This is a genomic window from Stutzerimonas marianensis (assembly GCF_022810315.1).
GTDB lineage: Bacteria > Pseudomonadota > Gammaproteobacteria > Pseudomonadales > Pseudomonadaceae > Stutzerimonas > Stutzerimonas marianensis.
On sequence record NZ_JALGRD010000010.1, the window covers coordinates 23,532 to 49,266 of the forward strand.

Below are 25,735 nucleotides of genomic sequence, written 5' to 3' on the forward strand. Positions count from 1 at the left end.
GGGCTTGAGCGTGATGCCTCGTCGGCGCGGCATTTGGCACCGGCTTCGTTGTGGCCACGCGCGCCACGGCTCGACAGTCTCGACCCGGCCTTGCTGGTCGGCGGCTCGGGCCGCCCTTTCCCTTGGAGCTGGCGGTGCTGTCCGCAGCCTTTTATCCTCACGCCCAGGCCCTTACCGACATGTCCCGATGACCCGCGTCTTGCCTCCGCGCCTGCTGTTCGTGCTGCTGGCGGTCCTCCTGTTGCTCTCGATCTGGCTGTCACTCGCGCTCGGGCCGGTGAGCCTTGCTCCGGGTGACACCTGGCGCGCCGCGCTCAGCCTGTTCGGGCTTGGTGGGACCGACCCCGGGCTGGCCCAGGCCGAACTCATCCTCGGCCAGATCCGTTTGCCCCGCACGCTGCTGGGGCTCGCGGTCGGTGCGGTGCTGGCGCTGACAGGGGTGGCGATGCAAGGGCTGTTTCGCAATCCGCTGGCCGATCCGGGGCTGATCGGCGTCTCCAGCGGCGCGGCGCTGGGGGCCGCGGTGGCCATCGTCTTCGGCGCGGCGCTCGGCGGGCTGCCCTCCGCGTTCGAACCCTACGTGCTGTCGGCGAGCGCCTTTGCGGGCGGGCTGGTGGTGACCGCCACGGTCTACCGCCTGGGTCGGCGCGATGGGCAGACCAGCGTCGCCACCATGCTGCTAGCCGGTATCGCCCTGACGGCGTTGGCGGGGGCGGCCATTGGCCTGTTCACCTACCTCGCCGATGACGCCACCCTGCGGACCCTGACCTTCTGGAACCTGGGCAGCCTCAACGGTGCGAGCTACGCCCGGCTCTGGCCGCTGCTGGTCATCGTCATGGGCGTGGCGCTCTGGTTGCCGCGTCGTGCGGCAGCGCTGAATGCCTTGCTGCTGGGTGAATCCGAAGCCGGTCATCTGGGCTATTCGGTCGAAGCGCTCAAGCGTGAACTGGTGTTTCTCACCGCCCTTGGCGTCGGTGCGGCGGTAGCGGCGGCGGGGTTGATCGGCTTCATCGGCCTGGTGGTGCCGCATCTGATCCGTCTGCTCAGCGGGCCGGATCATCGCGTGCTGCTGCCCGCGTCGGCCTTGGCGGGTGCCAGCCTGCTGCTGTTCGCCGACCTGCTGGCACGGCTGCTGCTGGCACCAGCCGAGCTGCCGATCGGTATCGTCACCGCATTGCTCGGCGCGCCTTTCTTTCTCTTCCTGCTGGTTCGGGGGCGCAACTGATGCTCCGCGCGGAAAGCTTAGAGGTGCGCCGCGGAGCCCGTTGCGTCCTGCAGGGCATCGATCTGCACTTGCGAGCCGGTGAGGTCTTTGGTGTCCTGGGCCCGAACGGTGCCGGCAAGAGCAGCCTGCTCGGCGCGCTCAGCGGAGAACTGACGGCCAGCTCCGGGCGCGTCCTGGTGGCGGATCGCCCGCTGCATGAGTGGCCTTCGCGCGAACGTGCCCAGCGTCTGGCGGTGTTGCCGCAGCAGTCCGGCCTGAGCTTTGGCTTTCGCGTGGAGGAGGTCGTCGCCATGGGCCGCCTGCCCCACTCAGAAGGGCGTTCGGCGGATCGGCTGATCGTCGAGCAGGCGTTGGCGGCGGCTGATGCCAGCCACCTCGAGGGTCGCAGTTACCTGTCGCTGTCCGGGGGCGAACGCCAGCGGGTACACCTGGCGCGGGTGCTGGCGCAGCTCTGGCCCGGCGCTGAAGGCCGGGTGCTGCTGCTCGACGAGCCGACCTCTGCCCTCGATCCCTTGCATCAGCACAGCACCTTGCAGGCCGTACGTGGCTTTGCCGAGCGCGGCGCGGCGGTGCTGGTGATCCTTCATGATCTCAACCTGGCGGCGCGCTATTGCGATCGGCTGCTGCTGCTGCACGAAGGGCGTGCGCACCTGCAGGGCTCGGTCGACGCCGTGCTGCGGGCCGAGCCCCTGCGCGAGGTGTTCGGCCTGGATGTACTGGTACAGCGCCATCCCGAGCGGGGGCATCCGCTGGTGGTGGTGCGCTAGAACCTTACAGGCGCTCAAACCCAAACCGGGTTTGCAGGCGTGAGCCTGGCCGCGAAGCGCTCAGCTGCGCAGCTGGCCAATTTATCTACACGGGGCATCTACGCTCACGAAAAACCCCGCACAGGGCGGGGTTCGTTGGGCCAGCTCTTAGGCGTCAGAACGCCGGAACCACGGCGCCCTTGTATTTCTCGCCGATGAACTGCTTGACCGCTTCGCTGTGCAGCGCCTCGGTCAGCTTCTGCATGGCGGCGCTGTCCTTGTTGTCCGGGCGGGCAACCAGGATGTTCACGTAGGGCGAGTCGCTGCCTTCGATGTACAGGGCGTCTTCGGTGGGGTTGAGCTTGGCTTCAAGCGCGTAGTTGGTATTGATCAGCGCCAGGTCGACCTGGGTCAGCACGCGCGGCAGAGTCGCGGCTTCCAGCTCGCGAATCTTGATGTTCTTCGGGTTCTCGGCGATGTCCTTCGGCGTGGCGGTGATGCCAGCGCCGTCCTTCAGCGTGATCACGCCGGCCTTGGCCAGCAGCAGCAGGGCGCGGCCGCCGTTGGTGGCGTCGTTGGGGATGACCACGGTGGCGCCCTTGGGCAGCTCGTCGAGCGACTTCAGCTTGCTCGAGTAGGCGCCGAAGGGCTCGATGTGCACGCCCGCCACGCTGACCAGCTCGGTGCCCTTGCCCTTGTTGAATTCATCCAGGTACGGCTGGTGCTGGAAGAAGTTGGCGTCCAGGCGCTTTTCGGCGACCTGGATGTTCGGCTGGACGTAATCGGTGAAGACCTTGACCTTCAGATCGACGCCTTGTTCGGCCAGCTGGGGTTTGACGAATTCGAGGATTTCCGCGTGCGGAACGGCAGTGGCGGCGACGTTCAGTTCGTCGGCAGCCTGGGCGGAGAAGGCCGCGACAGCGGTCAGGGCGGCAAGCAGTTTTTTCATGAAGGGCTCCTTGTGGGTTCCTGTAGCGATGCCGGTTAGGCAGTTATTTTCTTGAGAAATACGTGACCAGCCTGTCGCCGACGCTCTGCAGCACCTGCACCAGCACCAGAAGCAACACCACGGTGACCACCATGACGTCGGTCTGGAAGCGCTGGTAGCCGAAGCGGATGGCCAGGTCGCCCAGCCCGCCCGCGCCCACCACGCCCGCCATGGCGGTATAGGAGACGAGGGTGATGGCAGTGACCGTCACGGCGGCGATGATGCCCGGACGCGCCTCAGGCAGCAGGGCATTGAAGATGATCTGCCGGGTGGTGGCACCCATCGCCTGGGTCGCCTCGATGATGCCGCGGTCCACCTCGCGTAGGGCGGTTTCCACCAGTCGCGCGAAGAAGGGTGCAGCGCCCACCACCAGCGGCGGGATGGCACCGGCCACGCCCAGCGAGGTCCCGGTGATCAGCACGGTGAAGGGAATCATCACGATCAAGAGGATGATGAACGGCAGCGAGCGCAGCACGTTGACCACGAAGGAGAGGAAGGCATACAGCGGGCCGTTCTCGAACAGCTGGCGCGGGGCGCTGAGAAACAGCAGCACGCCCAGCGGCAGGCCGAGGAGAATGGTGAACAGCAGCGAGCCGCCGAGCATCAGCAGGGTATCCAGCGTGGCCAGCCAGATCTCGTACCAGTCGACGTTTGCCAAGAGGGCTTCCATCAGCGCAGTACCTCCACGTGCACGTCAGCGGCGTCCAGGTGCGCCAGGGCGGCGGTCATGTCGCCACCCACCAGGGCGAGGGTCAACTGGCCGTAGGGCGTTTCCTTGATGCGATCGATGCGCCCCGAGAGGATGCTGAAATCCACGCCTGTCTCCCGTGCCACGGTGCCCAGCAGCGGCTTGTAGGTGGCGTCGCCCTGGAAGGTCAGGCGCAGGATGCGGCCCGGCACGTGGGCGAAGTCGTCACGCTGCTCGCCTTCGTCGACCGCCTCGTCTTCGAGCACGAATCGCTGGGTGGTGGGATGTTTCGGGTGCAGGAAGACCTCGGTGACCGGGCCTTGCTCGACGATCGCGCCGCCGTCCATCACCGCCACGCGGTCGCAGACGCGGCGAATCACGTCCATCTCGTGGGTGATCAGCACGATGGTCAGCTTCAGTTCGGCGTTGATCTCCGCCAACAGTTGCAGTACCGAGGCGGTGGTCTGCGGGTCCAGCGCGCTGGTGGCCTCGTCGCAGAGCAGGATGTCCGGCTCGGTGGCGAGCGCGCGGGCAATGCCGACCCGTTGTTTCTGCCCGCCGGAAAGCTGCGCCGGGTACTTGCGGGCATGGTCCTTGAGTCCGACGCGTTCGAGCAGACTGGCGACGCGGGCGTCGATCTCGCTGCGCGAGCGGATGCCGGCCAGGCGCAGCGGCATGGCGACATTGTCGGCCACGGTCTTGGACATCAGCAGATTGAAGTGCTGGAAGATCATTCCGACGCGCTGGCGGAAGCGCCGCAGGCCATCGGCATCCAGCGCGGTGACGTCCTCGCCGTTGACCAGAATGCGCCCGCCGGACGGTTCCTCGAGCCGGTTGATCAGGCGCAGCAAGGTGCTCTTGCCCGCGCCGGAATGGCCGATCAGACCGAACACTTCACCGGAGGCGATTTCCAGCTGCGTCGGTTGCAGCGCGGGAATATCGCGGCCGGCGGTCCGATAGGTTTTGTGGACTTGCTGGAATTCGATCACGGGCGAACCTTGTGGGTGCGGTCGTAAGTGCCTGGATGCTCGGCGAAAGGCGAGCATTCTACGCGTTTGCAGCGCATCGGCGTAGCACGCCGGGCATTGATTGAGACAAGCCATCGGTTCGATAGATGGAGTAAATCGTCGCGCAGCGCAACCTTGCAGCCTTGCCGCAGGTCACTAACCGGTACGCCGTGAATTGATCGCACAATCGGCCGCCCCGTGTCGCGGCCAGGTTCGTTCGCGGTTCAGCTCAGAACGCTCAACCGAGGCCGATGATGACCCAGTCCAAAGATCCCAAGCACAGCGAGCTCGCCGGTACCGATACCGTCGACCGCAAGAATCACAATGCCAAGCTCGATGCCCTCGATGTCACCCGCAGCGATGCCACTGGCGAAGCGCTGACCACCAACCAGGGCGTGAAGATCGCCGATAACCAGAACACCCTGAAGGCCGGCGACCGGGGGCCGTCGCTGCTCGAAGACTTCATCATGCGCGAGAAGCTCACCCACTTCGACCACGAGCGCATCCCCGAGCGTATCGTCCATGCCCGCGGCGCGGCGGCGCATGGCGTGTTCGTCAGCTACGACGACCACAGCGCGCTGACCAAGGCGTCATTTCTCTCGGCGAAGGGCAAGGAGACGCCGGTGTTCGTGCGTTTCTCCACGGTGCAGGGCTCGCGCGGCTCGGCCGATACCGTGCGTGATGTGCGCGGCTTCGCCACCAAGTTTTACACCGACGAAGGCAATTTCGACCTGGTCGGCAACAACATGCCGGTGTTCTTCATCCAGGACGCCATCAAATTTCCGGACTTCGTTCATGCGGTCAAACCCGAGCCGCACAACGAGATTCCCCAGGGCCAGTCGGCCCACGACAATTTCTGGGACTTCGTCTCGCTGACGCCCGAATCGGCGCACATGGTGCTCTGGACCATGTCCGACCGCGCGCTGCCACGCAGCTACCGGGCGATGGAAGGCTTCGGCGTGCACACCTTCCGCCTGATCAATGCCGAAGGCGTCAGCCGCTTCGTCAAATTCCACTGGAAGCCGGTCGCCGGCGCCTTCTCGCTGGTCTGGGACGAAACCCTGAAGCTGGCCGGCAAGGACCCGGACTTCAACCGCCGCGACATGTGGGAGTCCATCGAGATGGGCGACTACTTCGAATGGGAGCTGGGCGTGCAGGTGGTCGAGGAAGCCGACGAACATAAGTTCGACTTCGACCTGCTCGACCCGACCAAGATCATCCCCGAGGAACTGGTGCCGGTGCAGAAGCTCGGCAAGATGACTTTGAACCGCAACCCGGACAACTATTTCGCCGAAACCGAACAGGCCGCCTTCCACATCGGCCACATCGTGCCGGGCATCGATTTCACCAACGACCCACTGCTGCAGGGCCGGCTGTTCTCCTACACCGATACCCAGCTGCTGCGTCTCGGCGGGCCGAACTTCCACGAAATCCCGATCAACCGCCCCGTTGCACCAGTGCATAACAACCAGCGCGACGCCTTCCACCGGCAGACCATCAACAAGGGGCGCGCCAACTACGAGCCCAACTCCATCGATAGCGGCTGGCCCAAGGAAACCCCGCCGGCAGCCCAGGGCGGCGGTTTCGAGAGCTACCCGGAACGCGTCGAGGGGCACAAGATCCGCAACCGCAGCGAATCCTTCGGCGATCACTTCTCCCAGGCCACGCTGTTCTGGAACAGCATGAGTACGGCGGAGAAGGAGCACATCATCGGCGCCTACAGCTTCGAACTGGGCAAGGTCGAGCGGGTGTTCATCCGCGAGCGTCAGGTCAACGAAATCCTCGCCAACATCGACCTGGAACTGGCGCGCCGGGTGGCCGAAAACATCGGCGTCACGCCGCCGACGGCACCGACCGTCCAGACCCGTCAGCCGACACCGGCCAGCTCGCCCGCGCTGAGCCTGCTCAATCACCTGTCCGGCAACATCAAGTCGCGCAAGGTGGCGATCCTCATTGGCAACGGCGTGGATGGCGCGGCCATCGATGCCTTCAAGCAGAAGCTCGCCGACGAAGGTGCGCTGGCCAAGCTGATCGGGCCGTCACCGGCTCCGGTGAAGACCGCCGATGGGCAGACGCTCACCCCCGACGCAGCGATGGATGGCATGCCGTCGATCGCCTTCGATGCGGTGTTCGTACCCGGCGGTGCGCAAAGCGTGCAGGCAATGCTCGGCTCCGGCGTGGCCAAGCACTACCTGCTCGAGGCCTACAAGCACCTCAAGCCGATCGCCGTGCTGGGTGATGCCCGGCAATTGCTCACGGCGCTCAACCTGCCGGAGGACACCGGCCTGGTGGCGGGCGATGCGGGCGATCTGGGTAATGTGTTCAGCGCCTTCGCCAAGGCGCTGGCGCAGCACCGCATCTGGGCGCGCGAGGCAGTGGCAGCGCAAGTGCCGGCGTAGCGCTCTACGTAGACGCCAGCGTGCTGGGCGAGCGGCCTGCACCTTGGCTCGGGGCGTCGGTCGATTCACGACAGGCGCTCCGGCGGGGCGATTCGTGTGGCGTGGCGGCTCCGCGGCCGTAGGTGGTTGGCCGTAGCCCTCTACACGATGCGGCGGTTGGGCCGGCTACCAGCTGTCCCGGCCCGCTTTGCGCACGAGCCTGCTTGCTGGCGAAGCGCTGCCCTCAACACCTGGGGTCTCAGAGCGTCGCCAGCTCCCGGAAATGCAGATAGCAGCGCAGGTCGAACTCGATCTGCCCGTAGTCCGGCAGCATGTATTCACAGAGTTTGTAGAAGGCGCGGTTGTGCTCGCTTTCACGCAGGTGGGCGAGCTCGTGCACCACGATCATCTTGAGAAACTCCGGTGCCGCCTCGCGAAACAGCGCGGCGACACGGATTTCCTTCTTCGCCTTGAGCTTGCCGCCCTGCACCCGCGACACCGCGGTATGCAGGCCCAGCGCGCGATGGGTCAGGTCCAGCCGATTGTCGTAGAGCACCTTATCGATCGGCGGCGCGCTTTTCAGATGGTCCTGCTTGAGCTGCTGCACGTAGCCGTACAGCGCCTTGTCGCTCTGCACCTGATGGCGCCCCGGATAGCGTCGTGACAGGTAGTCGCCCAGGCGATCCTCGGCGATCAGCTGGCGCACCTGAGCCAACAGCGGCTCGGGGTAGCCGCGCAGGTACTTGAGATCGGTCATGCTCTGTGGCCTACGCGGTGAGTTGGTTGAGGGCAATTTCGCGGAAATTGACCCGCTGAACAGTCGGCCACTAACGCTTCGGCCAGGCGAAGCTGAGCAGGAACAGCGCGGCGGCGCTGACCACGATGGACGGGCCGGCCGGTGTGTCCTCGTACCAGGACAGCGTCAGCCCCAGGCACACCGCGACGATGCCCAGGATGCTCGCGCCCAGCGCCATCTGTTCCGGCGTGCGGGCGTGGCGCTGCGCGGCGGCCGCGGGAATGATCAGCAGCGAGGTGATCAGCAGCACGCCGACGATCTTCATCGCCACGGCGATCACCATGGCGATCAACAGCATCAGCGCGAGTCGGATCGCGGTCACCGGCAACCCTTCGACGCGGGCGAGCTCCTCGTGCACCGTGACCGCCAGCAGCGAGCGCCACAGCGGGATCAGGGCGAGCAGAACCAGGGCGCAGCCGGCGACGATCCACGCCAGATCGGTGAGGCTCACCGCCAGCAGATCGCCGAACAGATAGCCCATCAGGTCGATGCGCACGTTCTGCATGAAACTCAGCGACACCAGCCCGAGCGACAGGCTGCTATGGGCGAGGATGCCGAGCAGGGTATCGGAGGCCAGTGGCTGGCGCTGTTGCAGCGTGACCAGCAGGACCGCGAGCAGCACGCAGCAGAAGGTCACGGCCAGGGTCAGGTTGACGTCGAGCATCAACCCGAGGGCCACGCCAAGCAGGGCTGAGTGGGAGAGGGTATCGCCAAAGTAGGCCATCCGCCGCCAGACCACGAAGGAGCCGAGCGGGCCGGCCACCAGCGCCAGGGCAAGGCCGGCGAGCAGGGCGTTGAGAAGAAAGTCGGGCATGCTAGGGCCTATTGATGCTTTGACGCGCAACCCGAAGGGCCGGGCCAGTTTTAGCGCGGGGCTGCGTTGTTCGTCGTTTATTTGGCATAACCAAACTTCTCTCCTCATGCCTTGCCCCGCGCTAAAACTGGATCCGGCGCGGCCGTGACAAAGCATCAATAGGCCCTACTAGTGTTTGCAGTTCGGGCCGTGGACGTGAGGGGTGCCGGTGACGACACTGCCGTGCAGGTCATGGCTGTGGTCGTGCTGGTGGTGATAGACCGCCAGGCTGCGCGCGTCCTGGCCGAAGAGTTCGACGAAGGCCGGGTCGGTGCTGACCTGTTCCGGATGGCCCGAGCAGCAGACGTGGCGGTTCAGGCAGACCACCTGGTCGGTGGCGCTCATCACCAGGTGCAGGTCGTGCGACACCATCAGCACGCCGCAACCGTAGCGGTCGCGCAATCGACCGATCAGCCGGTAGAGCTCGGCCTGCCCGGAAACGTCCACGCCCTGTACGGGTTCGTCCAGTACCAGCAGTTCCGGTTGGCGCAGCAGGGCGCGGGCCAGCAGCACCCGTTGCATCTCGCCCCCCGAAACGGATTGCAGCGGACTATCGACTACATGTTCGGCGCCGACCTCGCTCAGCGCGGCCAGGGCACCGGCACGGTCCACGCCGGGCACCAGCCGCAGGAAGCGCAGCACCGACAAGGGCAGGGTGGCGTCGACGTGCAGCTTCTGCGGCATGTAGCCGACGCGCAGCCGTGGCTTGCGCCAGACCGTGCCGCTGTCGGCCTTCAGCAGGCCGAGCACTGCCCGTACGAGCGTCGTCTTGCCCGCGCCGTTGGGGCCGATCAGGGTGACGATCTCGCCCTGGTGCACCTGCAGTTGAGCCCCCTCCAGCACGGCCTGATTGGCAAAGCGCACATGGATGTCATCCAGGCGGATCAGCGCGTCGCTCATGCCGCTTTCCGGCACTGACCGCAAAGACCGACCACTTCCACCGTCTGGCCCTCGACCTGGAAAGCGACGCCGCGCGCCGCTTCGTCGATGGCCTCGCTGATCGCTGGCTGCTCGAGCTCGATGGCGGTGTGGCAGTTACGGCAGATCAGGAACTGACCCTGATGCGGGTGCTCCGGATGGTTGCAACCGATGAAGGCGTTGAGCGAGGCGATGCGGTGCACCAGGCCGTTCTCGAGCAGGAAGTCGAGTGCTCGGTAGACGGTAGGCGGGGCGGCGCGGCGACCGTCCTGGGCGCTCAGCTCGGCCAGGATGTCATAGGCGCCGAGCGGCTTGTGGCTCTGCCAGACCAGTTCCAGCACGCGTTTGCGCAGGGCGGTCAGGCGAACACCGGAGCGCTCGCAAAGTTGGTCGGCTTCGGCCAGTGCACTGCTGACGCAGTGCTCGTGGTCATGAGGCGTGCAGGCCAGCGGGGACTTGGGCATGGGCGGAGACGCTGTAGCTGGGAGACGTTATTATGTTACCCATTCAGTTCAATCGAGTGTTGCCCGTGTTCCGTCTTTTTTCGCTCCCCGTGTTCGTTTCCGCCCTGCTGTTCGGCAGCGTCCAGGCCCATGCCGAGGTCGAGGTGCTGACTAGCATCAAGCCGCTGCAGCTGATTGCCGCGGCCGTTCAGGACGGTGTCGGCCAACCCGCCGTTCTGCTTCCGCCCGGCGCTTCGCCGCACCATTACGCGATGCGGCCATCCGACGTACGGCAGATCCGCAGTGCCGATCTGTTCTACTGGATCGGCCCGGACATGGAGAGCTTCCTGTCACCGGTACTCAGGGGGCGCGAGAAACCCAGCATCGCGGTCCAGGCGCTGCCCGGCATGACCTTGCGCCATTTCGGCGACGCGCATGCGCACAATGCGCATGGCGACGCAGCCCATGCCGCCCACGATAACCACGAGCATGACGATCACGATCACGATCACGATCACGATGCGCCAGCCGCCGATACCCACGAGCATGACCATGACCACCGCCCCGGCAGTCTGGATGCTCACCTCTGGCTGCTGCCGGCCAACGCACGGGTGATCGCCGAAGACATGGCTCATCAGCTTGCCGAAATCGATCCGGCCAACGCCGAGCGCTACGCCACCAACCTGGCCACCTTCCGCCAGCGCCTGGACGCGCTCGATGAGCGGCTGCAGGCACGCCTGGGCAAGGTGCGCGCCAAACCTTACTTCGTCTTCCACGAAGCCTACGACTATTTCGAGGCGGCTTATGGCCTCGGCCATGCCGGCGTGTTCAGTGCCGGTGGCGAAGCGCAGCCCGGCGCGCGCCACGTCGCTGCCATGCGCGAGCGTCTGGAGCAGGCCGGCCCCAGCTGCGTGTTCTATGAACCGCCGGTGCGCCCGCGTCTGGCCGACAGCCTAGTCCGCGGCCTGCCGGCCAAGGTCGCGGAGCTGGACGCACTGGGCTATGAGATCGCGCCGACCGCGCAGGGCTATGAGCTCCTGATCGACACCCTCGGAAGCTCGCTGGCCGGGTGCCTGGAGTCGCTTTGAGCGCAACCCGGCCGCTGCCGTCGGGCGGAGCAGGGGTCATCCGTCGGTCAACTTGATGCACGTCATAGTGCCGCTGGCGCTGCTGACTATCCTTCGTGATCTGGATTTCATCGACACGAGGATGCGCAGCGCATGGCGAAGACGGACGGGCCCATCGCGGCAGAGACGAAGACCACTCCCGACATCCCCCTACAGGCGGCCTCCGAGGACATCTGGTCGCAAAAGTATCGCCTGGCCCGCAAGGATGGCAGCGCCGTCGATGACAGCGTAGACGCCACCTGGCAGCGGGTCGCCCGCGCGTTGGCCGATGTCGAGCCGGCCGAGCGACGCGAGCACTGGTACGAGCGCTTCCTCTGGGCGCTGCGCAACGGCGCCATCCCGGCCGGGCGGATCATCTCCAACGCCGGCGCGCAGGACTACAAACCCGCCACCTCAACCATCAACTGCACCGTGTCCGGCACCATCGCCGACTCGATGGACGACATCCTCGGCAAGGTCCATGAAGCCGGGCTGACGCTCAAGGCCGGCTGCGGCATCGGCTACGAGTTCAGCACCCTGCGCCCGCGCGGCTCGTTCGTTTCCGGCGCCGGTGCACACACCAGCGGCCCGCTGTCGTTCATGGATATCTTCGACAAGATGTGCTTCACCGTGAGTTCGGCCGGCGGCCGCCGCGGTGCGCAGATGGGCACCTTCGACGTCGGCCACCCGGACGTGCGCGAGTTCATCCGCGCCAAGCGCGAGGACGGCCGTCTGCGTCAGTTCAACCTGAGCCTGCTGATCACCGACGAATTCATGCAAGCGGTGGAAAGCGACGCCGAATGGCCGCTGATCTTTCCGCTGCACCTCAAGGAAAAGGCCGACCACGACCTCGGCGACCCGGAGCAGGTGCTCTGGCGCGAATGGCCGAGCCACGACGGCTACGTCGTCCGCGAGGACGGTCTGGTCGCCTGCAAGACCTACGGGCGGGTCAAGGCGCGGCATCTGTGGGACATGATCATGGTCTCCACCTACGACTACGCCGAGCCGGGCTTCATCCTCATCGACCGGGTCAACCAGCTGAACAACAACTGGTGGTGCGAAGCGATCCGCGCCACCAACCCCTGCGGTGAGCAGCCGTTGCCGCCGTACGGCTCCTGCCTGCTCGGTTCGATCAACCTGACCCGTTTCGTCATCGACCCGTTCGGCGCCGAGGCGCGCTTCGACTGGGACAGGTACCGCGAGGTGGTGCGCGTCTTCACCCGCATGCTGGACAACGTCGTCGAGATCAACGGCCTGCCGCTGGAGCAGCAGCGCCACGAGATCGAGAGCAAGCGCCGTCACGGCATGGGCTTCCTCGGCCTCGGCTCGGCCCTGACCCTGCTCAAGCTGCGTTATGGCAGCCCGGAAGCCTGCGTGTTCACTGAAGAGGTGGCCCGCGAGATGGCGCTGGTCGGCTGGGAAGAGGCGCTGGCGTTGTCGAAGGAGAAGGGCCCTGCACCGCTACTGGCCGAGACCTTCGAGGTCACTGCCGAGATGCTGCGCAAGCGTCCCGAGATGAAGAAGGACGGCTACAAGGTCGGCGACAGGGCCCTCGGCCGTGTCCTGCATGCCCGCTATTCGCGTTATATGCAGAAGGTCGCCGAATTCGCCCCGGATCTGGTCGACGCCCTGGCCGAGCAGGGCGCGCGTTTCACCCACCACAGTTCCATCGCGCCGACCGGCACCATCAGCCTGAGCCTGGCCAACAACGCCTCCAACGGCATCGAGCCGAGCTTCGCCCATCAGTACTCGCGCAATCTGATCCGCCCGGGGCGCAAGGCCAAGGAGAAGATCGAGGTGTTCAGCTACGAGCTGCTGGCGTACCGCACCCTGATCAACGCGCGCGCCAGACCCGGGTCCGACGAGCCGGGCGAGAAGCTGCCGGACTACTTCATCACCGCCGATGACGTCAGCCCGACCCAGCATGTGGACATCCAGGCCGCGGCGCAGAAGTGGGTCGACTCGTCGATCTCCAAGACCGCCAACGTGCCGACCGATTACCCCTTCGAAGCGTTCAAGGATATCTACCGCTACGCCTGGCACCAGGGCCTCAAGGGCTGCACCACCTTCCGCTTCAACCCGGCGGCCTTCCAGGGCGTGCTGGTCAAGGAGGCCGATCTGGAGAAGACGCTCTATCGCTTCATCCTCGAGGACGGCAGCGTGGTCGAACTCAAGGGCAACGAGGAAGTGGAATACGACGGCGAAGTGAACACCGCCGCGAACCTGTTCGATGCCTTGAAAGAAGGCTACTACGGCAAATATTGAGCCCCGTCTGATAACCGCGCGGCGCGCCGTGCGGATGGAGAAGTGCAATGACCGTCAAGATCACCCAGCGCATCAAGGGTTTCAAGGTTGTCGACGAAACCCTGGAACGCCCGGCCGTCACGCCGGACAACGCCAGCGGCAAGGTCACCGTGGTGGAGATGGACGAAAGCCTGCAGCGCCCCGAAACGCTGGTCGGCATGACTTACAAGATCAAGTCGCCGCTGTTCGAGCACGCGCTCTATGTCACCGTCAACGACGTGGTGCTCAACGCCGGCACGCCTCATGAGCAGCGCCGGCCGTTCGAGATCTTTATCAACTCGAAGAACATGGATCACTTTCAGTGGATCGTAGCGCTCACGCGGATCATGTCCGCGGTGTTCCGCAAGGGTGGTGATTGCACCTTCCTCGTCGAAGAGCTGAAAGCGGTATTCGATCCCCGCGGCGGCTACCTCAAGAAGGGCGGCGTCTACATGCCGTCGATCGTTGCCGAGATTGGCGCGGTGCTGGAACGTCATCTGATCGCCATCGGCCTGCTCGAAGGGCAGGCGCTCGACGAAACCCAGCGCCAGTACCTGGCCGAGAAGCGCGCCGCCTATGAGGCCAGCCAGGGCGGTGCGACTGTGGAGCCGGGCGAGGGCTTTCCGCCGGGCGCTCAGCTGTGCAGCAAGTGCAGCACGCAGGCGGTCGTGCAGATGGACGGCTGCGCAACCTGCCTGAATTGTGGCAATTCAAAGTGCGGCTGAGCCGGTGCGCCTTGTAGCCTGACCAGCTACGCCGCCAGGCCCCTTTACCCGGCGGGCCCGGCTCTGCTAATTTTGCTCCACGACCACCTTCCCTGGTTCCCGTTTGATGCCTTCCATTGCCCACAGCCCTGTTTCATCGAAGCCAGCCGGTCTCGGCATGGCGCGGCTGTGCGCGATCGCACCCCCTTCATCTGTCGTTGCCGTTCTGGCAATCGCGCCGCCACCTCCACAGGCGGTAGCGCTGGGCTGATTCGCCCACTTCACAGCTTCAGCCTCGGCAATTCGGCCCTTGCGAGCCGATGCGCGTGCTTGCTTGCCCTCGGCTGAGGCCTGTTTCGATTCGACAGGTGATGATTCATGAATTTCGACAAATCGCTTTGGACGTCCTACGGCGTCATGACGCTGTTCGTGCTGCTTTGGGGCAGCGCGGCCATCTTTACCCGCTGGGGGCTGGATCACGGCACCCCGTTTGCGCTGCTGATCGTACGGTTCGCTTTGGCACTGGCAGCGGTCGTCAGCATCGGGCTGTATCGGCGCCGCTTGAAACCTGCCCCGGGCTCCGGGCTGCACGTGACGGCCACGGGGCTGCTGATGATTGGCTGTTATTCGATCTGCTACTTCCAGGCCATGGCATTCGGCATCACGCCCGGAGTGATCGCGACGCTGCTTGGCGTCCAGCCGATCCTTACGCTGGTGTTGCTGGAACGCCGCTTCTCGCTGCTACGTCTCGCGGGCTTGCTACTGGCGCTGCTCGGGTTGGCGGCAGTCGTCTTTCAGAGCCTGGTGCTGGCGTGCTTCTCACTGAACGGGATGCTGTTCGCCTTTGGCGCGCTGCTCTGCATGACACTCGGTGCGATTCTCCAGCGACAGATACGCCAGAGCCCGGTCGAGGTGCTGCCCCTGCAGTACGCAGTGACCTTGTCGCTGTGCCTGCTCTTCGTGCCCTTTCAACCAGTGCGATTCGAAGCGGTCGCCGGCTTCATCGTGCCGGTTCTCTGGCTGGGCCTGGTCATCTCGGTCGCGGCGCAGCTGTTGCTGTATCGGATGATCCAGACCGGCAATCTGGTCAACGTCACCAGCCTGTTCTACCTGGTGCCGGTCGTGACTGTTGGGATGGATTACCTGTTTCTCGGCAATGCCTTGTCGCGCCTTGGCCTGCTGGGCATGGGCGCGATCCTCGTGGGGCTGGCGCTGGTGTTCAGGGCCGCGCCGCAGCAGCGCTCCTGAAGTGTGAGCCGGGCAGCCGATCGGCTGCCCGGCCACCAGCTGGCCGTCAGGTCACCACGCGATAGCACGGCTCGTACGGGCGGCCGCCGGGGAGTTTCATGCGGTGCTGTTCGACGAACGCCTGCAGCAACTGGTCGAGCGGTTTCATGATCGCGGGGGCGCCATGGATTTCGTAGCGGCCGTACTGCTCGATACGGCGGATGCCCTTGTCCTTGACGTTGCCGGCGACGATGCCGGAAAACGCGCGCCGCAGATTGGCCGCCAGGATGTGCGGCGGCACATCGCGGGTCAGTTGCAGGCTGGCCATGTTCTCGTGGGTCGGGTCGAAGGGGTGCTGGAAGCCTTCCTCGATCTTCAACAGCCAATTGAAGTGGAAGGCGTCGTTGCGCTCGCGGCGGAATTGCTTGACCGCCTTGAGTCCCTCGGCCATCTGCCGGGCCACCTCGGCCGGGTCGTCGATGATGACCTGGTAGAGTTCCTGTGCCTCTTCGCCGAGCGTGGCACCGACGAACTCACGCAGCTGGCGCAGGTAGGGCGCGGCGCTTTCCGGCCCGGTGAGGATGACCGGGAAGGGCAGGTCACGGTTGTCCGGGTGCAGCAGGATGCCGAGCAGATAGAGGAATTCCTCTGCCGTGCCGACGCCGCCGGGGAAGATGATGATGCCGTGGCCGACACGTACGAAGGCCTCCAGGCGCTTCTCGATGTCCGGCAGGATCACCAGCTCGTTGACGATGGGGTTCGGTGCCTCGGCGGCGATGATGCCCGGCTCGGTCAGGCCCAGGTAGCGGCCGCCGACGATGCGCTGCTTGGCGTGCGCGATGGTCGCGCCCTTCATCGGGCCCTTCATCACGCCCGGTCCGCAGCCGGTACAGATGTTCAGGTTGCGCAGCCCCAGCTCGTGGCCGACGCGCTTGCTGTACTTGTATTCCTCACTGCTGATCGAGTGCCCGCCCCAGCACACCACCATGTTCGGCTCGACACCGGGGCGCAGCGTGCGGGCGTTGCGCAGCAGGTGGAAGACGTAGTCGGTGATGCCCTGTGAGCTGCCGAGGTCGATGCGCGGGCTGTCCAGCTCGCTCTCGGTGTAGACGATGTCGCGCAGGGCGCTGAACAGCATTTCGCGCGTGCTGGCGATCATCTCGCCATCGACGAAGGCATCGGCCGGCGCGTTGAGCAATTCCAGTCGCACGCCGCGGTCTTGCTGATGGATCCGCACCTCGAAGTCGTCGTAGGCCTCGAGGATGGTCTTGGCGTTGTCGATGCGAGCGCCGGTGTTGAGGATCGCCAGCGCGCATTGGCGGAACAGCGTATAGGTGCTGCCGTTACCGGCTTCGCTCAGTTGCTGCACTTCGCGCTGGGAAAGGGTCTCCAGGCTGCCCTTGGGGCTCACCGAGGCGTTGATCACATAGCGTTGGGTCATTGTTCTGTTCCCTTGAAACAACGCAGCGCACACCGCAAGGGCCGCTGCATCGGGATGGTAGGCATCGACGCCGTTGGCGGCGATGCGTGAATCGGGTCGTGGGGGCCGGCACGGCGCTCTGGCCGGCGGGCAAGGTCGACGACCGTCGCGGTGATCGACCCGGTTGTCGTTTCCCGCTCGCGGTGGCGCGTGCGGGCAGGATTCACTTGACGCCGAACCGGGACAAACGTTCCTCGAAGTGCCTGCTGGGCAGGCGCTGGTTGGGGCATGCGAGCCTCCGGTCTGGCGATCCGTGTCAGAGGCTTCGACAACGGGTGTGGCCGTTTGATTGCACGGCTTTGGCGTTGAGCCTGCCGCGGCGGGCGCGCTTCAGAAGGCAAACGGCAGGGCGCTATGGCAGCGTTGGCGAGCGGCGAGCAGGCGGCAGAATTCATCCGGGTCCTTGATCAGCACCGATTGGCCGGCGAAGTTCTGTTTGGCGATCAGGCGCGACAGCCAGAAGCGCACGCAGGCCACCCGCAGCATGGGCCGCCACAGCTCGGCCTCGGCTGGGCTGAAGCGCCGCAGGGCGGAGTACGCAGCCAATAGCGCCTGGCTGCGCTCTTCGTCGAGCTCGCCGTTGGGGTGCGAGCACCAGTCGTTCACCGCGATGGCAAGGTCGTAGAGCATCGGTCCCGAGCAGGCGTTGTAGAAGTCGATCACCCCGGTCAGGTGGCTGCCTTCGAACAGCACGTTGTCGCGGAACAGGTCGGCATGCAGGTTGGCGCGTGGTAGCGCGAGGATCTTCGGCTTGAGTTCGGCAATCTCGGCCAGGCCGTCGCGCAGCAGTTCCAGTGGCTCCGGCGGCAGGCTCATGGCCAGGCTCGGGCCTTCCTGCTGCATCCAGTCCAGGCCACGGTCGCTCCGCCGTTCGATGATCCGATCGCGCGTTGCCAGGTGCAGCCGTGCCAGCCACCGGCCCACTTCGGCGCAATGGTGCGCATTCGGCGAGGCCACATGCTTGCCGGCCAGGCGCGGCTGCAGCAGCGCGGGCTTTTCGGCCAGGCTGCGGAGCGCCTCGCCGGCCTCGGTGCGGATGGCAAAGGGCACCGGCAGCCGGGCCTGGTGCAGCACGTCGAGCAACTCGATGAAAAACGGCAGATCCGCGACCGGCCCCCGCTCGACGAGGGTCAGCACGTATTCGCCGCGCTCGAGGCTGACGAAGAAGTTGCTGTTCTCGCTACCCGCGGCGATGCCCTCGAAGTCGCGCAGCCGGCCGAGCCGGTAGGGCGCCAGAAAGGCGTCAAGTTCGTCGCGTTGCAGGGGCGTGAAAACCGACATGGGGAGCGTTCCGTTATGCGTGGCTTACCAGCTGAAGATTTCCCAGGCGGGGATCAGCATGTCCGGGCGATCGCTGCGGATGAAGTTGCTGTCGCCGTCGGCGCGCACCAGGAAATAGGGCTTGCCGTGCTTGGGCGTGACTTTCACGGCGTAGAGGAAGCCGTTGACGCGGTATTCCTCGACGGTACGTTCGCCTTCCTGGCGGATGGTGACGTCCGGCTCGCCCTCGACCGACTCCTGAGCGAAGCCGCTCAGCGGGACCACAACCAGCAGGCTGGCCAGCAGCCAAGCTTTGATCGAACGCATGATAACCTTGCCCCTTTGTCGACACGTTGTCCGGTGCATTCTAGCCCCGGACCCGCCGAAAAGGTTGATCCCGCTCATGAGCCAAGCGCCCCTCGTTCTGGTGGACGGTTCCTCGTACCTCTACCGCGCCTTTCACGCCCTGCCGCCGCTGACCACGTCCACCGGCAAGCCGACCGGCGCCGTCAAGGGCGTGCTGAACATGCTGCTGTCGCTGCGCCGACAGTACCCGGACAGCCCCTTCGCGGTGGTCTTCGATGCCAAGGGCCCGACCTTCCGCGACACGCTGTTCGCTGACTACAAGTCCCACCGCCCGCCCATGCCCGATGACCTGCGCTCGCAGGTCGAGCCGCTGCACGCCAGCGTCCGGGCGCTCGGCATGCCGCTGCTGTGCGTCGATGGCGTGGAGGCGGACGACGTCATCGGCACCCTGGCGCGCCAGTGCGCGGCGCTCGGCCGCGACGTGATCATCTCCACCGGTGACAAGGACATGGCCCAGCTGGTCTGCCCGCACGTCACGCTGGTCAACACCATGACCGGCAGCGTCTATGACATCGAGGGTGTGAAAACCAAGTTCGGTGTCGGGCCCGAGCTGATCATCGACTTCCTCGCGCTGATGGGCGACAAGGTCGACAACATCCCCGGCGTGCCGGGCGTAGGCGAGAAGACGGCGTGCGGGCTGCTCAACGGCATCCCGGGCGGGCTCAAGGGCCTGTACGAGAACCTCGATCAGGTTGCCGGGCTGCCGATTCGCGGCGCCAAGTCGCTGGCTGCCAAGCTGGAGGAACACCGCGAGGCGGCGTTCATGTCCTACGAACTGGCGACCATCAAGATCGACGTGCCGCTGGATGTCGAGGTGGCGGACCTGATGCCCGGTGAGCCGCACCGCGAGGCGCTGATCGCGCTGTATCGCGAGCTGGAATTCAAGCAATGGCTGGACGAGCTGCTGCGCGAGGCCAAGGCGGCGGGCGAGAACTGCGAGGTGCAGCCCGAAGGCTGTTCGATCCAGGCCGAGGCGCAGTACGAGACGCTGCTGGAGCAGGCCGATTTCGAGCGCTGGCTGGCGCGTCTGAACGCGGCCGAATGCTTTGCCTTCGATACCGAAACAACCAGCCTCGATGCGCAGCGCGCCGAGCTGGTCGGCGTGTCCTTCGCCGTCGAGCCGGGCCAGGCGGCTTACGTGCCGCTGCGCCATTCCTACATGGGCGTGCCGCAGCAGCTCGAGCTGGATGCCGTGCTCGGCGCGCTCAAGCCGCTGCTGGAAGATCCAGCCAAGACCAAGATCTGCCAACACGGCAAATACGACATGAACGTGCTGATGCACTACGGCATCGAGATGCGCGGCATGACGTTCGACACCATGCTCGAATCCTACGTGCTGGACGCCACCGCCACCCGCCACGACATGGACAGCCTGGCCCTCAAGTACCTCGGCCGCGGCACCATCCGCTTCGAGGACATTGCCGGCAAGGGCGCCAAGCAGCTGACCTTCGACCAGATCGCCATCGAACAGGCCGGCCCGTATGCCGCCGAGGACGCCGACGTCACCCTGCGCCTGCACCAGACCCTGCTCGGCAAGCTGGAGCAGACGCCATCGCTGCTCAAGGTGCTGACCGAGATCGAGATGCCGCTGGTGCCGGTGCTGGCGCGCATCGAGCGCAACGGCGCGCTGGTCGATGCACAGCTGCTCGGCCAGCAGAGCGTCGAGCTGGGCGACAAGCTGGTGCAGCTGGAACGCGAAGCCTTCGACATCGCTGGCGAGGAATTCAACCTCGGCTCGCCCAAGCAGCTCTGCGCGATCCTCTACGACAAGCTCGGCTGCCCGGTGATCTCCAAGACCGCCGGCGGCCAGCCGTCCACCGCCGAGAGCGTGCTGGCCGAACTGGCCGAGCAGGATTACCCGCTGCCCAAGGTGATCATGCAGCACCGCAGCCTGAGCAAGCTCAAGGGCACCTACACCGACAAGCTGCCGCAGCAGATCAACCCGCGCACCGGGCGCATCCATACCAGTTACCACCAGGCGGTGACCGCCACCGGCCGGTTGTCCTCCAGCGACCCGAACCTGCAGAACATCCCGATCCGCACCGCTGAGGGGCGGCGCATTCGCCAGGCCTTCGTCGCGGCGCCGGGCTACAAGCTGCTGGCGGCGGACTACTCGCAGATCGAGCTGCGCATCATGGCCCACCTGGCGCAGGATGCCGGCCTCTTGCACGCGTTCCAGAACGACCTGGACGTGCACCGCGCCACGGCCGCCGAGGTGTTCGGCGTACCGCTGGAGCAGGTCAGCAACGACCAGCGCCGCAGCGCCAAGGCCATCAACTTCGGCCTGATCTACGGCATGAGCGCCTTCGGCCTGGCCAAGCAGATCGACGTCGGCCGCAAGGAAGCGCAGGAGTACATCGACCGCTATTTCGCCCGCTACCCCGGCGTGCTCGCCTACATGGAGCGCACCCGCACCCAGGCCGCCGAGCAGGGCTATGTCGAGACGCTGTTCGGTCGGCGGCTGTACCTGCCGGAGATCAATTCGAAGAACGGCGCCATGCGCAAGGGCGCCGAGCGCACCGCGATCAACGCGCCGATGCAGGGCACCGCGGCGGACATCATCAAGCGCGCCATGATCGCCGTGGACGGCTGGCTGCAGGACAGCGGGCTGGATGCGCGGGTGATCCTGCAGGTCCACGATGAATTGGTGCTGGAAGTGCGCGAGGACCTGATCGAGCAGGTGCGCGAGCGGATCTGTCCGTTGATGAGTGAAGCGGCCCAGCTGGACGTGCCGTTGCTGGTCGAGGCCGGCGTGGGCAACAACTGGGACGAGGCGCACTGAAGCCCGAGACCGCGGTTTCTAGCGAGTGAAAATATTTTTCATCTCGGGTTGAACTGTTGGAGCAATCGCCCGGTCCTAGGCTACGAAGGGTGTAAAAGCTCTTCGATGCTCCTTGTTGTGTTAAGTGTTGGCAGATCTCTGGAAACGCCCATGGCGTTCCGGACTTGGACCTCGAACTTCCCCCTCCCCCAACGAAGTTCGAGGTTTTTTTTCGCCCCGGGAAAAGTGGCGGAAGGCTGCAACGGGCTCTCGCAAAATCGCGCATTTCCTTACCTGCCATGGGATGTCGCCCCGCTTCGCTCTTTGTAGGGGCGAGGGACGGCAGTACTTGCTCGCGATGCTCGGCGCTGCCCAACGCTCAATGCGATGCGCGGATATGGATCGCCAGCGCTGGCGCCTACGAAACAGGCATCGAAGCCTGTGGCGTAATGCGCGCGTCAGGGCAGCTGAAGCCCGCCTCCGGCCTTGTGCAGCGCACGCAGGTGGGTGCCGATCTGCGCGAGATTGGCCTCGACGGCATCCAGTTCCCGTTGCCGCTCCTCGCCCAGCAGACGGCGGACTTCCTCATTCAAGGTTTCGGTGAGCTGGTTCAGCATGGCCTGGCGCTGACTGCTTTCCTGCTCCAGGCGCTGCCATTCACTGGCCAGCGGCAGCCCATAGCCGTCGTCATCGAGCAGTTGCGCCGGCTGACTCAAAAAACCGCTGTTGGCGAGAATACCCTGCAGGGTCTCGTCGGCCCGCGCCAGGCTGGCGTCTCCGCGCGCGCCGAGATAACGGTTCTTCAGCTCTTCCTGTGCGAGCAGCAGATGCCGGCGCAAGGCAGCCTGCTCCACCAGCAGCAAGGCGGCACTGGCGCGCAGGTCGGCTTTTTCGATCCAGGGCTGGCGTTGTGTCGCTGGCAACGCCAGCCACTGTTCGACATCGGTCTGCGGCAGTCCCAGGCGTTGGCGCAGCACCGCGAACATCGCCTGGTAGCGGTCGCGGTAGGAGTCGAAGCGGTAGCCCAGGCGCAGCGCCTCGCGCGGATCGTCGAGTACGCGGGCGTCGGCCAGGCCGCGGTTGATCAGGATTTCCAGCAGGCCGCTGGGCAGGATGCTGTCCAGCGCGGTCAGCTCCGGTCGTGCCGTCCCGCTGCGGAGCAGCTTGAGGGTTTCCACCGCGCAGTTATTGGAGAGGAAGTAGTAGTCCCCGTCATAGCTCCAGTGCAGCTCGGCGCTGCGCGTAACCAGCTGCTCGATCTCTTCGCGCCTGAGCTTCAACGGGACCGAGGCCAGGCTGCGCAGCTCGACCTTGGTGTATTCATCGATGACCTGCCCCAGGGGCAGCACGAACAGGCGCGACGGATACACCCCTGTCAGGCCGTCCCAGCTGGACAACTGCAGGTCGCCAACGAAGGCACGGAAAGACAGCACCAGGTGATGGTCCAGGTCCAGGCGGCAATCCGGTCCGCGTGGCCGGCCAGGGGCGCAAATGACCAGGCGCAGCATGCTGTGGCCCCAGCGGCTGACCCAGGCGTCATTGGCTTCGGCGAACAGGTAATCGACTTCGTAGACCCGCTCGGGGTCGAGCTTGACCAGCGGCGTCCGCGCGAAATCGTGGCCCGCGTTGAGGATCGGCAGCCCCTCGGCGCAGGGTTGGGCGCCGCTAGGCTGCCAGCCGAAATGCTCGCTGAAATATCGGTGCAACGAGGGCCGACGGCACGCGTAGGAGGGGTCGAGGAGGAAATACTCCAGGTTGACCGCGACGAATTCCAGCGGGCTGGTCAGCTCGTAACGATCCGGACTCCGTGCATCCTGCGCGTTGTCATGCTCCCGTTCGCCGCGTTGCCCGACCCGCTGGGGCCAGCCGGCGAGATCGAGCAGGCGAGGATCGTCGCTCAGGGTGAAGCGGCGCTCGGTCTGGCCGCGGCAGTCGTCCGGCAGCCCGACCGGGCCGAGGCTGCGAGCGCGCTGGCGACAGACGCCCAGTTGCCGGTGATCCTCCGGCGCCCAGAGGCGGGCGCGGTCATACAGGTGCGCCAGTTCGTGGATCAGCGTCGCCAGCAGTTCCTGGCGCACCGTGCCGTGGGGGCGTTCGGTGCGTTCGCTGGCGGCGCTGCCATCGGTCAGCGAGTCCAGCAGGCGCCGGTTGAGCAGGATGAGGTTGCCGCCGGCGCTGCCATAGACGTCATGCACCAACCCCTGGTGCCAGCGCACCCGTACGTTCCGGTCGAGCCGTTCGACCATCCTTGGCGGCAGCACGGCCATGGCCTGGTCGATCAGCGCCTGGCTGGCGGCACGCTCGGCGGGCGCCAGGTCGCGGTCGTCCAGGCTCAGGCGCAGATCGGCCTGGCACAGGCTGGCGACCAGCGACAGCGCCGCGGCCGCGCACCAGGCACGCAAGGTTGTCACTGGGCGAGGATGACTTCGGCCAACGCCAGGTCGCTGGCGTGCTGCGCTTCGGGGAAGCGGTCGCGCAAGCGGCCGAGGGCGGCTTCCAGCCGTGCACCACGGATCTCGCCACCGCTGGCGACGAAGCCGGCGGCCTCGTCGCGGGCTTCGCTGACCACCTTCATGTCGCTGATGCGACTGGTGACGTCGGAGGTGAAATTGATGCTGCGATCCAGCGCATTGACCACGATGTTGCTGGTGGCGACGAGTGTCTGGGCCTGGGCGCCGCTGGCGAGGGCAAGGGCGATTGGAAGGACGATCAGTTTGAGATTCATGAAACCTGCTCGAGACAACGGGTGGGTCATTGGACGAGGAGGGCCTCGGCCAGTTCAAGGTCGCTCGCGGCCAGCTCGGGATACTGCGCGCGCAGTCGGTGCAGTGCCGCCTCCAGGCGCGCGCCACGCCATTGGCCGTGGCTGGCGACGAAGCGGGCCGCGTCATCGTAAGCGTCGAGGTTCAGCTTGTTGTCGAACGGGGCGCTGGTCAATTGGCTGGCCACATAACTGGAGGCCACCGTGCCGGCCGTGAGGCTATCGAAGGCCTGAGCGTGGCCGCCGAGGCAGCAGCCGATGAGCGCAAGGAGGAGCGAACGCATGTGAAACCTGGTGCGGGCAAAAAACAGCCGCCAAGGCTAGCGAAACGTCCGCGGCAGGGCCAGCGGCAATCGCTCGCCCCGCCCGCAGGTGCCCTCAGAGCGCGAGGATGGCTTCGGCCAGTTGCAGGTCGCTCGCCTGCAGGCTGGGCGCCTGGCGGCGGATATGCTGCAGCGCGGCTTCCAGCTGAGCGCCGCGAGCCTGGCCTTCGCTGGCGACGAAGCGCGCCGCATCGTCGCGGGCGTCACGCACCAGCTTGTCGTCGCCGACGTTGGAGGTGATGTCCGAGGTGCCTTCGATGGTGTTGACCAGCGAGCCGCCGATCGCATCGAGGGTGCCGGTGACGCTTCCGGCCGAAGCGGTGCCCGCCACCAGGCAAGCAGCAGTGGCGAGTGACAACAGGTATTTGTTCATAGCGTTCTCCAGGCTTGATACGGCACCCCGCCGATAGCCGCTTCGACCGTCGGGCGAGGGTGCCGTTCAGCTTGGCACCCGAAGTCATGGCCGGTAAAGCGCTGCCTCAGCGCCAGAAGGGCTTGCTCAGCTCTTCCTGCCGCTCGCTATGGCTGATGCCCACGTCGGCTAGCAGGCGCTCATCGAGCGCCGCCAGCTGCCGCCGCGAGCGAGCGCGATACCGCCAGAGGTGGAACAACCGTGCTAGGTGGGCAAAGGACGGCAGGCCGATTGCCGTCGATGCCTTGTGGACCAGTACGCGCTCCATGAGCCGCTCCTTCCCGCGTCAAACGGGGATGGGTGATGGGCTCATAGCGTCGCGCGAGGGGCGGTGGCGCAACAGTCACAGGGAGTGGGAATTGTGCTGGTGCAGTTCCTGCAGCGTATGAACTGTGCCGGTCGGTCTGGCTGCAACTGTTGCAATGGCGCCTACGTGCACTTCAAGGCCTGGCGATCTCGGGTGCCAGGATCCACTCGGCGCTGTCGTTCCAGACGTCCATGCGGGTGATCTTGCCGTCGCGGACCTCGAAACGGTCGAGGTATCGGTTGCCCGAAAAGCTGCTCCCATCGGGCCACTCGCCATACAGCGTGCCGTTGGAATACACCACCGTGTGGTCCTCGTGTTCGGCCCAGTCGAATGCGCCCAGCTGCTTTTTTACCCAGCGATAGCGACCTGCATTGAACGCGGTGATCTCCGTGGTGCTGGGCATGACTCTGCCGCCAGTGAACGTGATGCGCACGTCCGCCGACATGTAGGTCGCGGCCCGAATCGGGTCCGGCGCCATCGACGCTTCGAGGAAATCGCTAACAATCTGAACGGCTTCGTTTTCGAATTTCATGGGGGCTCTCTTGAGTATTGGGATTGCCTGCAATCAGTGCGCGGCGCACGAATAGGGTGCGCCCAGCGCGCCTCGGGTCGACTAAGTCGTTGATTTGCATCGCTCGAGACTGATGGCACCTACTTTGCTAGCAAAGTTCGTACAAATGCTAGCTATCAGGAGTGTCGCCTC

Annotated in this window: 24 protein-coding genes; 8 read left to right on the top strand and 16 right to left on the bottom strand. The window is 65.6% G+C overall.

The window, feature by feature from the left end; all coding sequences use genetic code 11:
* Positions 1–187 precede the first annotated feature (187 nt).
* Positions 188–1,225, top strand: a complete 1,038-nt coding sequence (locus tag MST27_RS17530) for a FecCD family ABC transporter permease (RefSeq protein ID WP_476756133.1) — start codon at positions 188–190, stop codon at positions 1,223–1,225.
* Entirely contained in the window at positions 1,225–1,992 is a 768-nt protein-coding gene (locus MST27_RS17535; RefSeq protein WP_243607227.1) for a heme ABC transporter ATP-binding protein, read from the top strand. The genes MST27_RS17530 and MST27_RS17535 overlap by 1 nt, the downstream gene beginning before the upstream one ends.
* Before the next feature lie 154 nt (positions 1,993–2,146).
* Here MST27_RS17535 and MST27_RS17540 read toward each other — a convergent pair whose 3' ends face one another.
* The 3 genes from MST27_RS17540 to MST27_RS17550 are packed head-to-tail and all read right to left on the bottom strand — an operon-like array spanning position 2,147 to position 4,636.
* On the bottom strand, positions 2,147–2,920 hold the full coding sequence (locus tag MST27_RS17540; protein ID WP_243607228.1) for a MetQ/NlpA family ABC transporter substrate-binding protein: 774 nt from the start codon (positions 2,918–2,920) through the stop codon (positions 2,147–2,149).
* 43 nt (positions 2,921–2,963) lie between these two features.
* Entirely contained in the window at positions 2,964–3,629 is a 666-nt protein-coding gene (locus tag MST27_RS17545) for a methionine ABC transporter permease (protein WP_243607229.1), read from the bottom strand.
* Positions 3,629–4,636 carry a methionine ABC transporter ATP-binding protein gene (locus MST27_RS17550; RefSeq protein ID WP_243607230.1) on the bottom strand — a complete coding sequence of 336 codons (1,008 nt, stop codon included), beginning with the start codon at positions 4,634–4,636 and terminating at the stop codon, positions 3,629–3,631. Before MST27_RS17550 ends, MST27_RS17545 begins: the two co-directional genes overlap by 1 nt.
* A 269-nt stretch (positions 4,637–4,905) precedes the next feature.
* On the opposite strand from MST27_RS17550, the gene katE reads away from it, so the two are divergent.
* Positions 4,906–7,053 carry a catalase HPII gene (katE, locus tag MST27_RS17555; protein ID WP_275973292.1) on the top strand — a complete coding sequence of 716 codons (2,148 nt, stop codon included), beginning with the start codon at positions 4,906–4,908 and terminating at the stop codon, positions 7,051–7,053.
* 238 nt (positions 7,054–7,291) lie between these two features.
* Here the strand turns inward: katE and MST27_RS17560 are convergent, their stop codons facing one another.
* The 4 genes from MST27_RS17560 to zur form a co-directional block, all read right to left on the bottom strand.
* Entirely contained in the window at positions 7,292–7,789 is a 498-nt protein-coding gene (locus tag MST27_RS17560; RefSeq protein WP_243607232.1) for a M48 metallopeptidase family protein, read from the bottom strand.
* A 70-nt stretch (positions 7,790–7,859) separates the two neighbouring features.
* Positions 7,860–8,642, bottom strand: coding sequence for a zinc ABC transporter permease subunit ZnuB (gene znuB, locus MST27_RS17565; protein WP_243607233.1), 783 nt, complete (start codon positions 8,640–8,642; stop codon positions 7,860–7,862).
* A gap of 168 nt (positions 8,643–8,810) precedes the next feature.
* Positions 8,811–9,581, bottom strand: coding sequence for a zinc ABC transporter ATP-binding protein ZnuC (znuC, locus tag MST27_RS17570; protein WP_243607234.1), 771 nt, complete (start codon positions 9,579–9,581; stop codon positions 8,811–8,813).
* A complete protein-coding gene (gene zur / locus MST27_RS17575) occupies positions 9,578–10,063 on the bottom strand; it encodes a zinc uptake transcriptional repressor Zur (protein ID WP_243607235.1) in 486 nt (161 codons plus the stop codon). The genes znuC and zur overlap by 4 nt, the downstream gene beginning before the upstream one ends.
* Before the next feature lie 65 nt (positions 10,064–10,128).
* Between zur and znuA the strand changes: the two genes are divergently transcribed.
* From znuA to MST27_RS17595, 4 genes are all read left to right on the top strand, one after another.
* Positions 10,129–11,130: a zinc ABC transporter substrate-binding protein ZnuA gene (gene znuA / locus MST27_RS17580; protein ID WP_243607236.1), complete on the top strand. Its 1,002-nt coding sequence runs from the start codon at positions 10,129–10,131 to the stop codon at positions 11,128–11,130.
* 132 nt (positions 11,131–11,262) lie between these two features.
* Entirely contained in the window at positions 11,263–13,413 is a 2,151-nt protein-coding gene (locus tag MST27_RS17585; protein ID WP_243607237.1) for an adenosylcobalamin-dependent ribonucleoside-diphosphate reductase, read from the top strand.
* A 47-nt stretch (positions 13,414–13,460) separates the two neighbouring features.
* Positions 13,461–14,156 carry a TSCPD domain-containing protein gene (locus MST27_RS17590; protein WP_243607238.1) on the top strand — a complete coding sequence of 232 codons (696 nt, stop codon included), beginning with the start codon at positions 13,461–13,463 and terminating at the stop codon, positions 14,154–14,156.
* A 357-nt stretch (positions 14,157–14,513) separates the two neighbouring features.
* Complete coding sequence (locus MST27_RS17595) at positions 14,514–15,383, top strand: DMT family transporter (protein WP_243607239.1); 870 nt, start codon at positions 14,514–14,516, stop codon at positions 15,381–15,383.
* 46 nt (positions 15,384–15,429) lie between these two features.
* Here the strand turns inward: MST27_RS17595 and ppnN are convergent, their stop codons facing one another.
* The 3 genes from ppnN to MST27_RS17610 form a co-directional block, all read right to left on the bottom strand.
* Entirely contained in the window at positions 15,430–16,803 is a 1,374-nt protein-coding gene (ppnN, locus tag MST27_RS17600) for a nucleotide 5'-monophosphate nucleosidase PpnN (protein WP_243607240.1), read from the bottom strand.
* Positions 16,804–17,172: 369 nt separating this feature from the next.
* Positions 17,173–18,123: a homoserine kinase gene (locus MST27_RS17605; RefSeq protein WP_243607241.1), complete on the bottom strand. Its 951-nt coding sequence runs from the start codon at positions 18,121–18,123 to the stop codon at positions 17,173–17,175.
* 24 nt (positions 18,124–18,147) lie between these two features.
* The gene (locus MST27_RS17610) at positions 18,148–18,429 is read right to left on the bottom strand and encodes a DUF2782 domain-containing protein (protein ID WP_243607242.1); all 282 of its coding nucleotides are present in this window, start codon (positions 18,427–18,429) and stop codon (positions 18,148–18,150) included.
* Between the two features lie 76 nt (positions 18,430–18,505).
* On the opposite strand from MST27_RS17610, the gene polA reads away from it, so the two are divergent.
* The gene (polA, locus tag MST27_RS17615; RefSeq protein ID WP_243607243.1) at positions 18,506–21,250 is read left to right on the top strand and encodes a DNA polymerase I; all 2,745 of its coding nucleotides are present in this window, start codon (positions 18,506–18,508) and stop codon (positions 21,248–21,250) included.
* 437 nt (positions 21,251–21,687) lie between these two features.
* Here the strand turns inward: polA and MST27_RS17620 are convergent, their stop codons facing one another.
* The 6 genes from MST27_RS17620 to MST27_RS17645 all read right to left on the bottom strand — a co-directional run bounded on the left by MST27_RS17620 (position 21,688) and on the right by MST27_RS17645 (position 25,564).
* Entirely contained in the window at positions 21,688–23,640 is a 1,953-nt protein-coding gene (locus MST27_RS17620; protein WP_243607244.1) for a DUF7844 domain-containing protein, read from the bottom strand.
* Positions 23,637–23,954, bottom strand: a complete 318-nt coding sequence (locus tag MST27_RS17625; RefSeq protein WP_243607245.1) for a DUF2388 domain-containing protein — start codon at positions 23,952–23,954, stop codon at positions 23,637–23,639. Before MST27_RS17625 ends, MST27_RS17620 begins: the two co-directional genes overlap by 4 nt.
* Before the next feature lie 26 nt (positions 23,955–23,980).
* Positions 23,981–24,274, bottom strand: coding sequence for a DUF2388 domain-containing protein (locus tag MST27_RS17630; protein WP_243607246.1), 294 nt, complete (start codon positions 24,272–24,274; stop codon positions 23,981–23,983).
* 94 nt (positions 24,275–24,368) lie between these two features.
* On the bottom strand, positions 24,369–24,686 hold the full coding sequence (locus tag MST27_RS17635; protein ID WP_243607247.1) for a DUF2388 domain-containing protein: 318 nt from the start codon (positions 24,684–24,686) through the stop codon (positions 24,369–24,371).
* Positions 24,687–24,792: 106 nt separating this feature from the next.
* Positions 24,793–24,993, bottom strand: a complete 201-nt coding sequence (locus tag MST27_RS17640; protein WP_243607248.1) for a DUF1127 domain-containing protein — start codon at positions 24,991–24,993, stop codon at positions 24,793–24,795.
* Positions 24,994–25,165: 172 nt separating this feature from the next.
* A complete protein-coding gene (locus MST27_RS17645; RefSeq protein ID WP_243607249.1) occupies positions 25,166–25,564 on the bottom strand; it encodes a nuclear transport factor 2 family protein in 399 nt (132 codons plus the stop codon).
* Positions 25,565–25,735 lie beyond the last annotated feature (171 nt).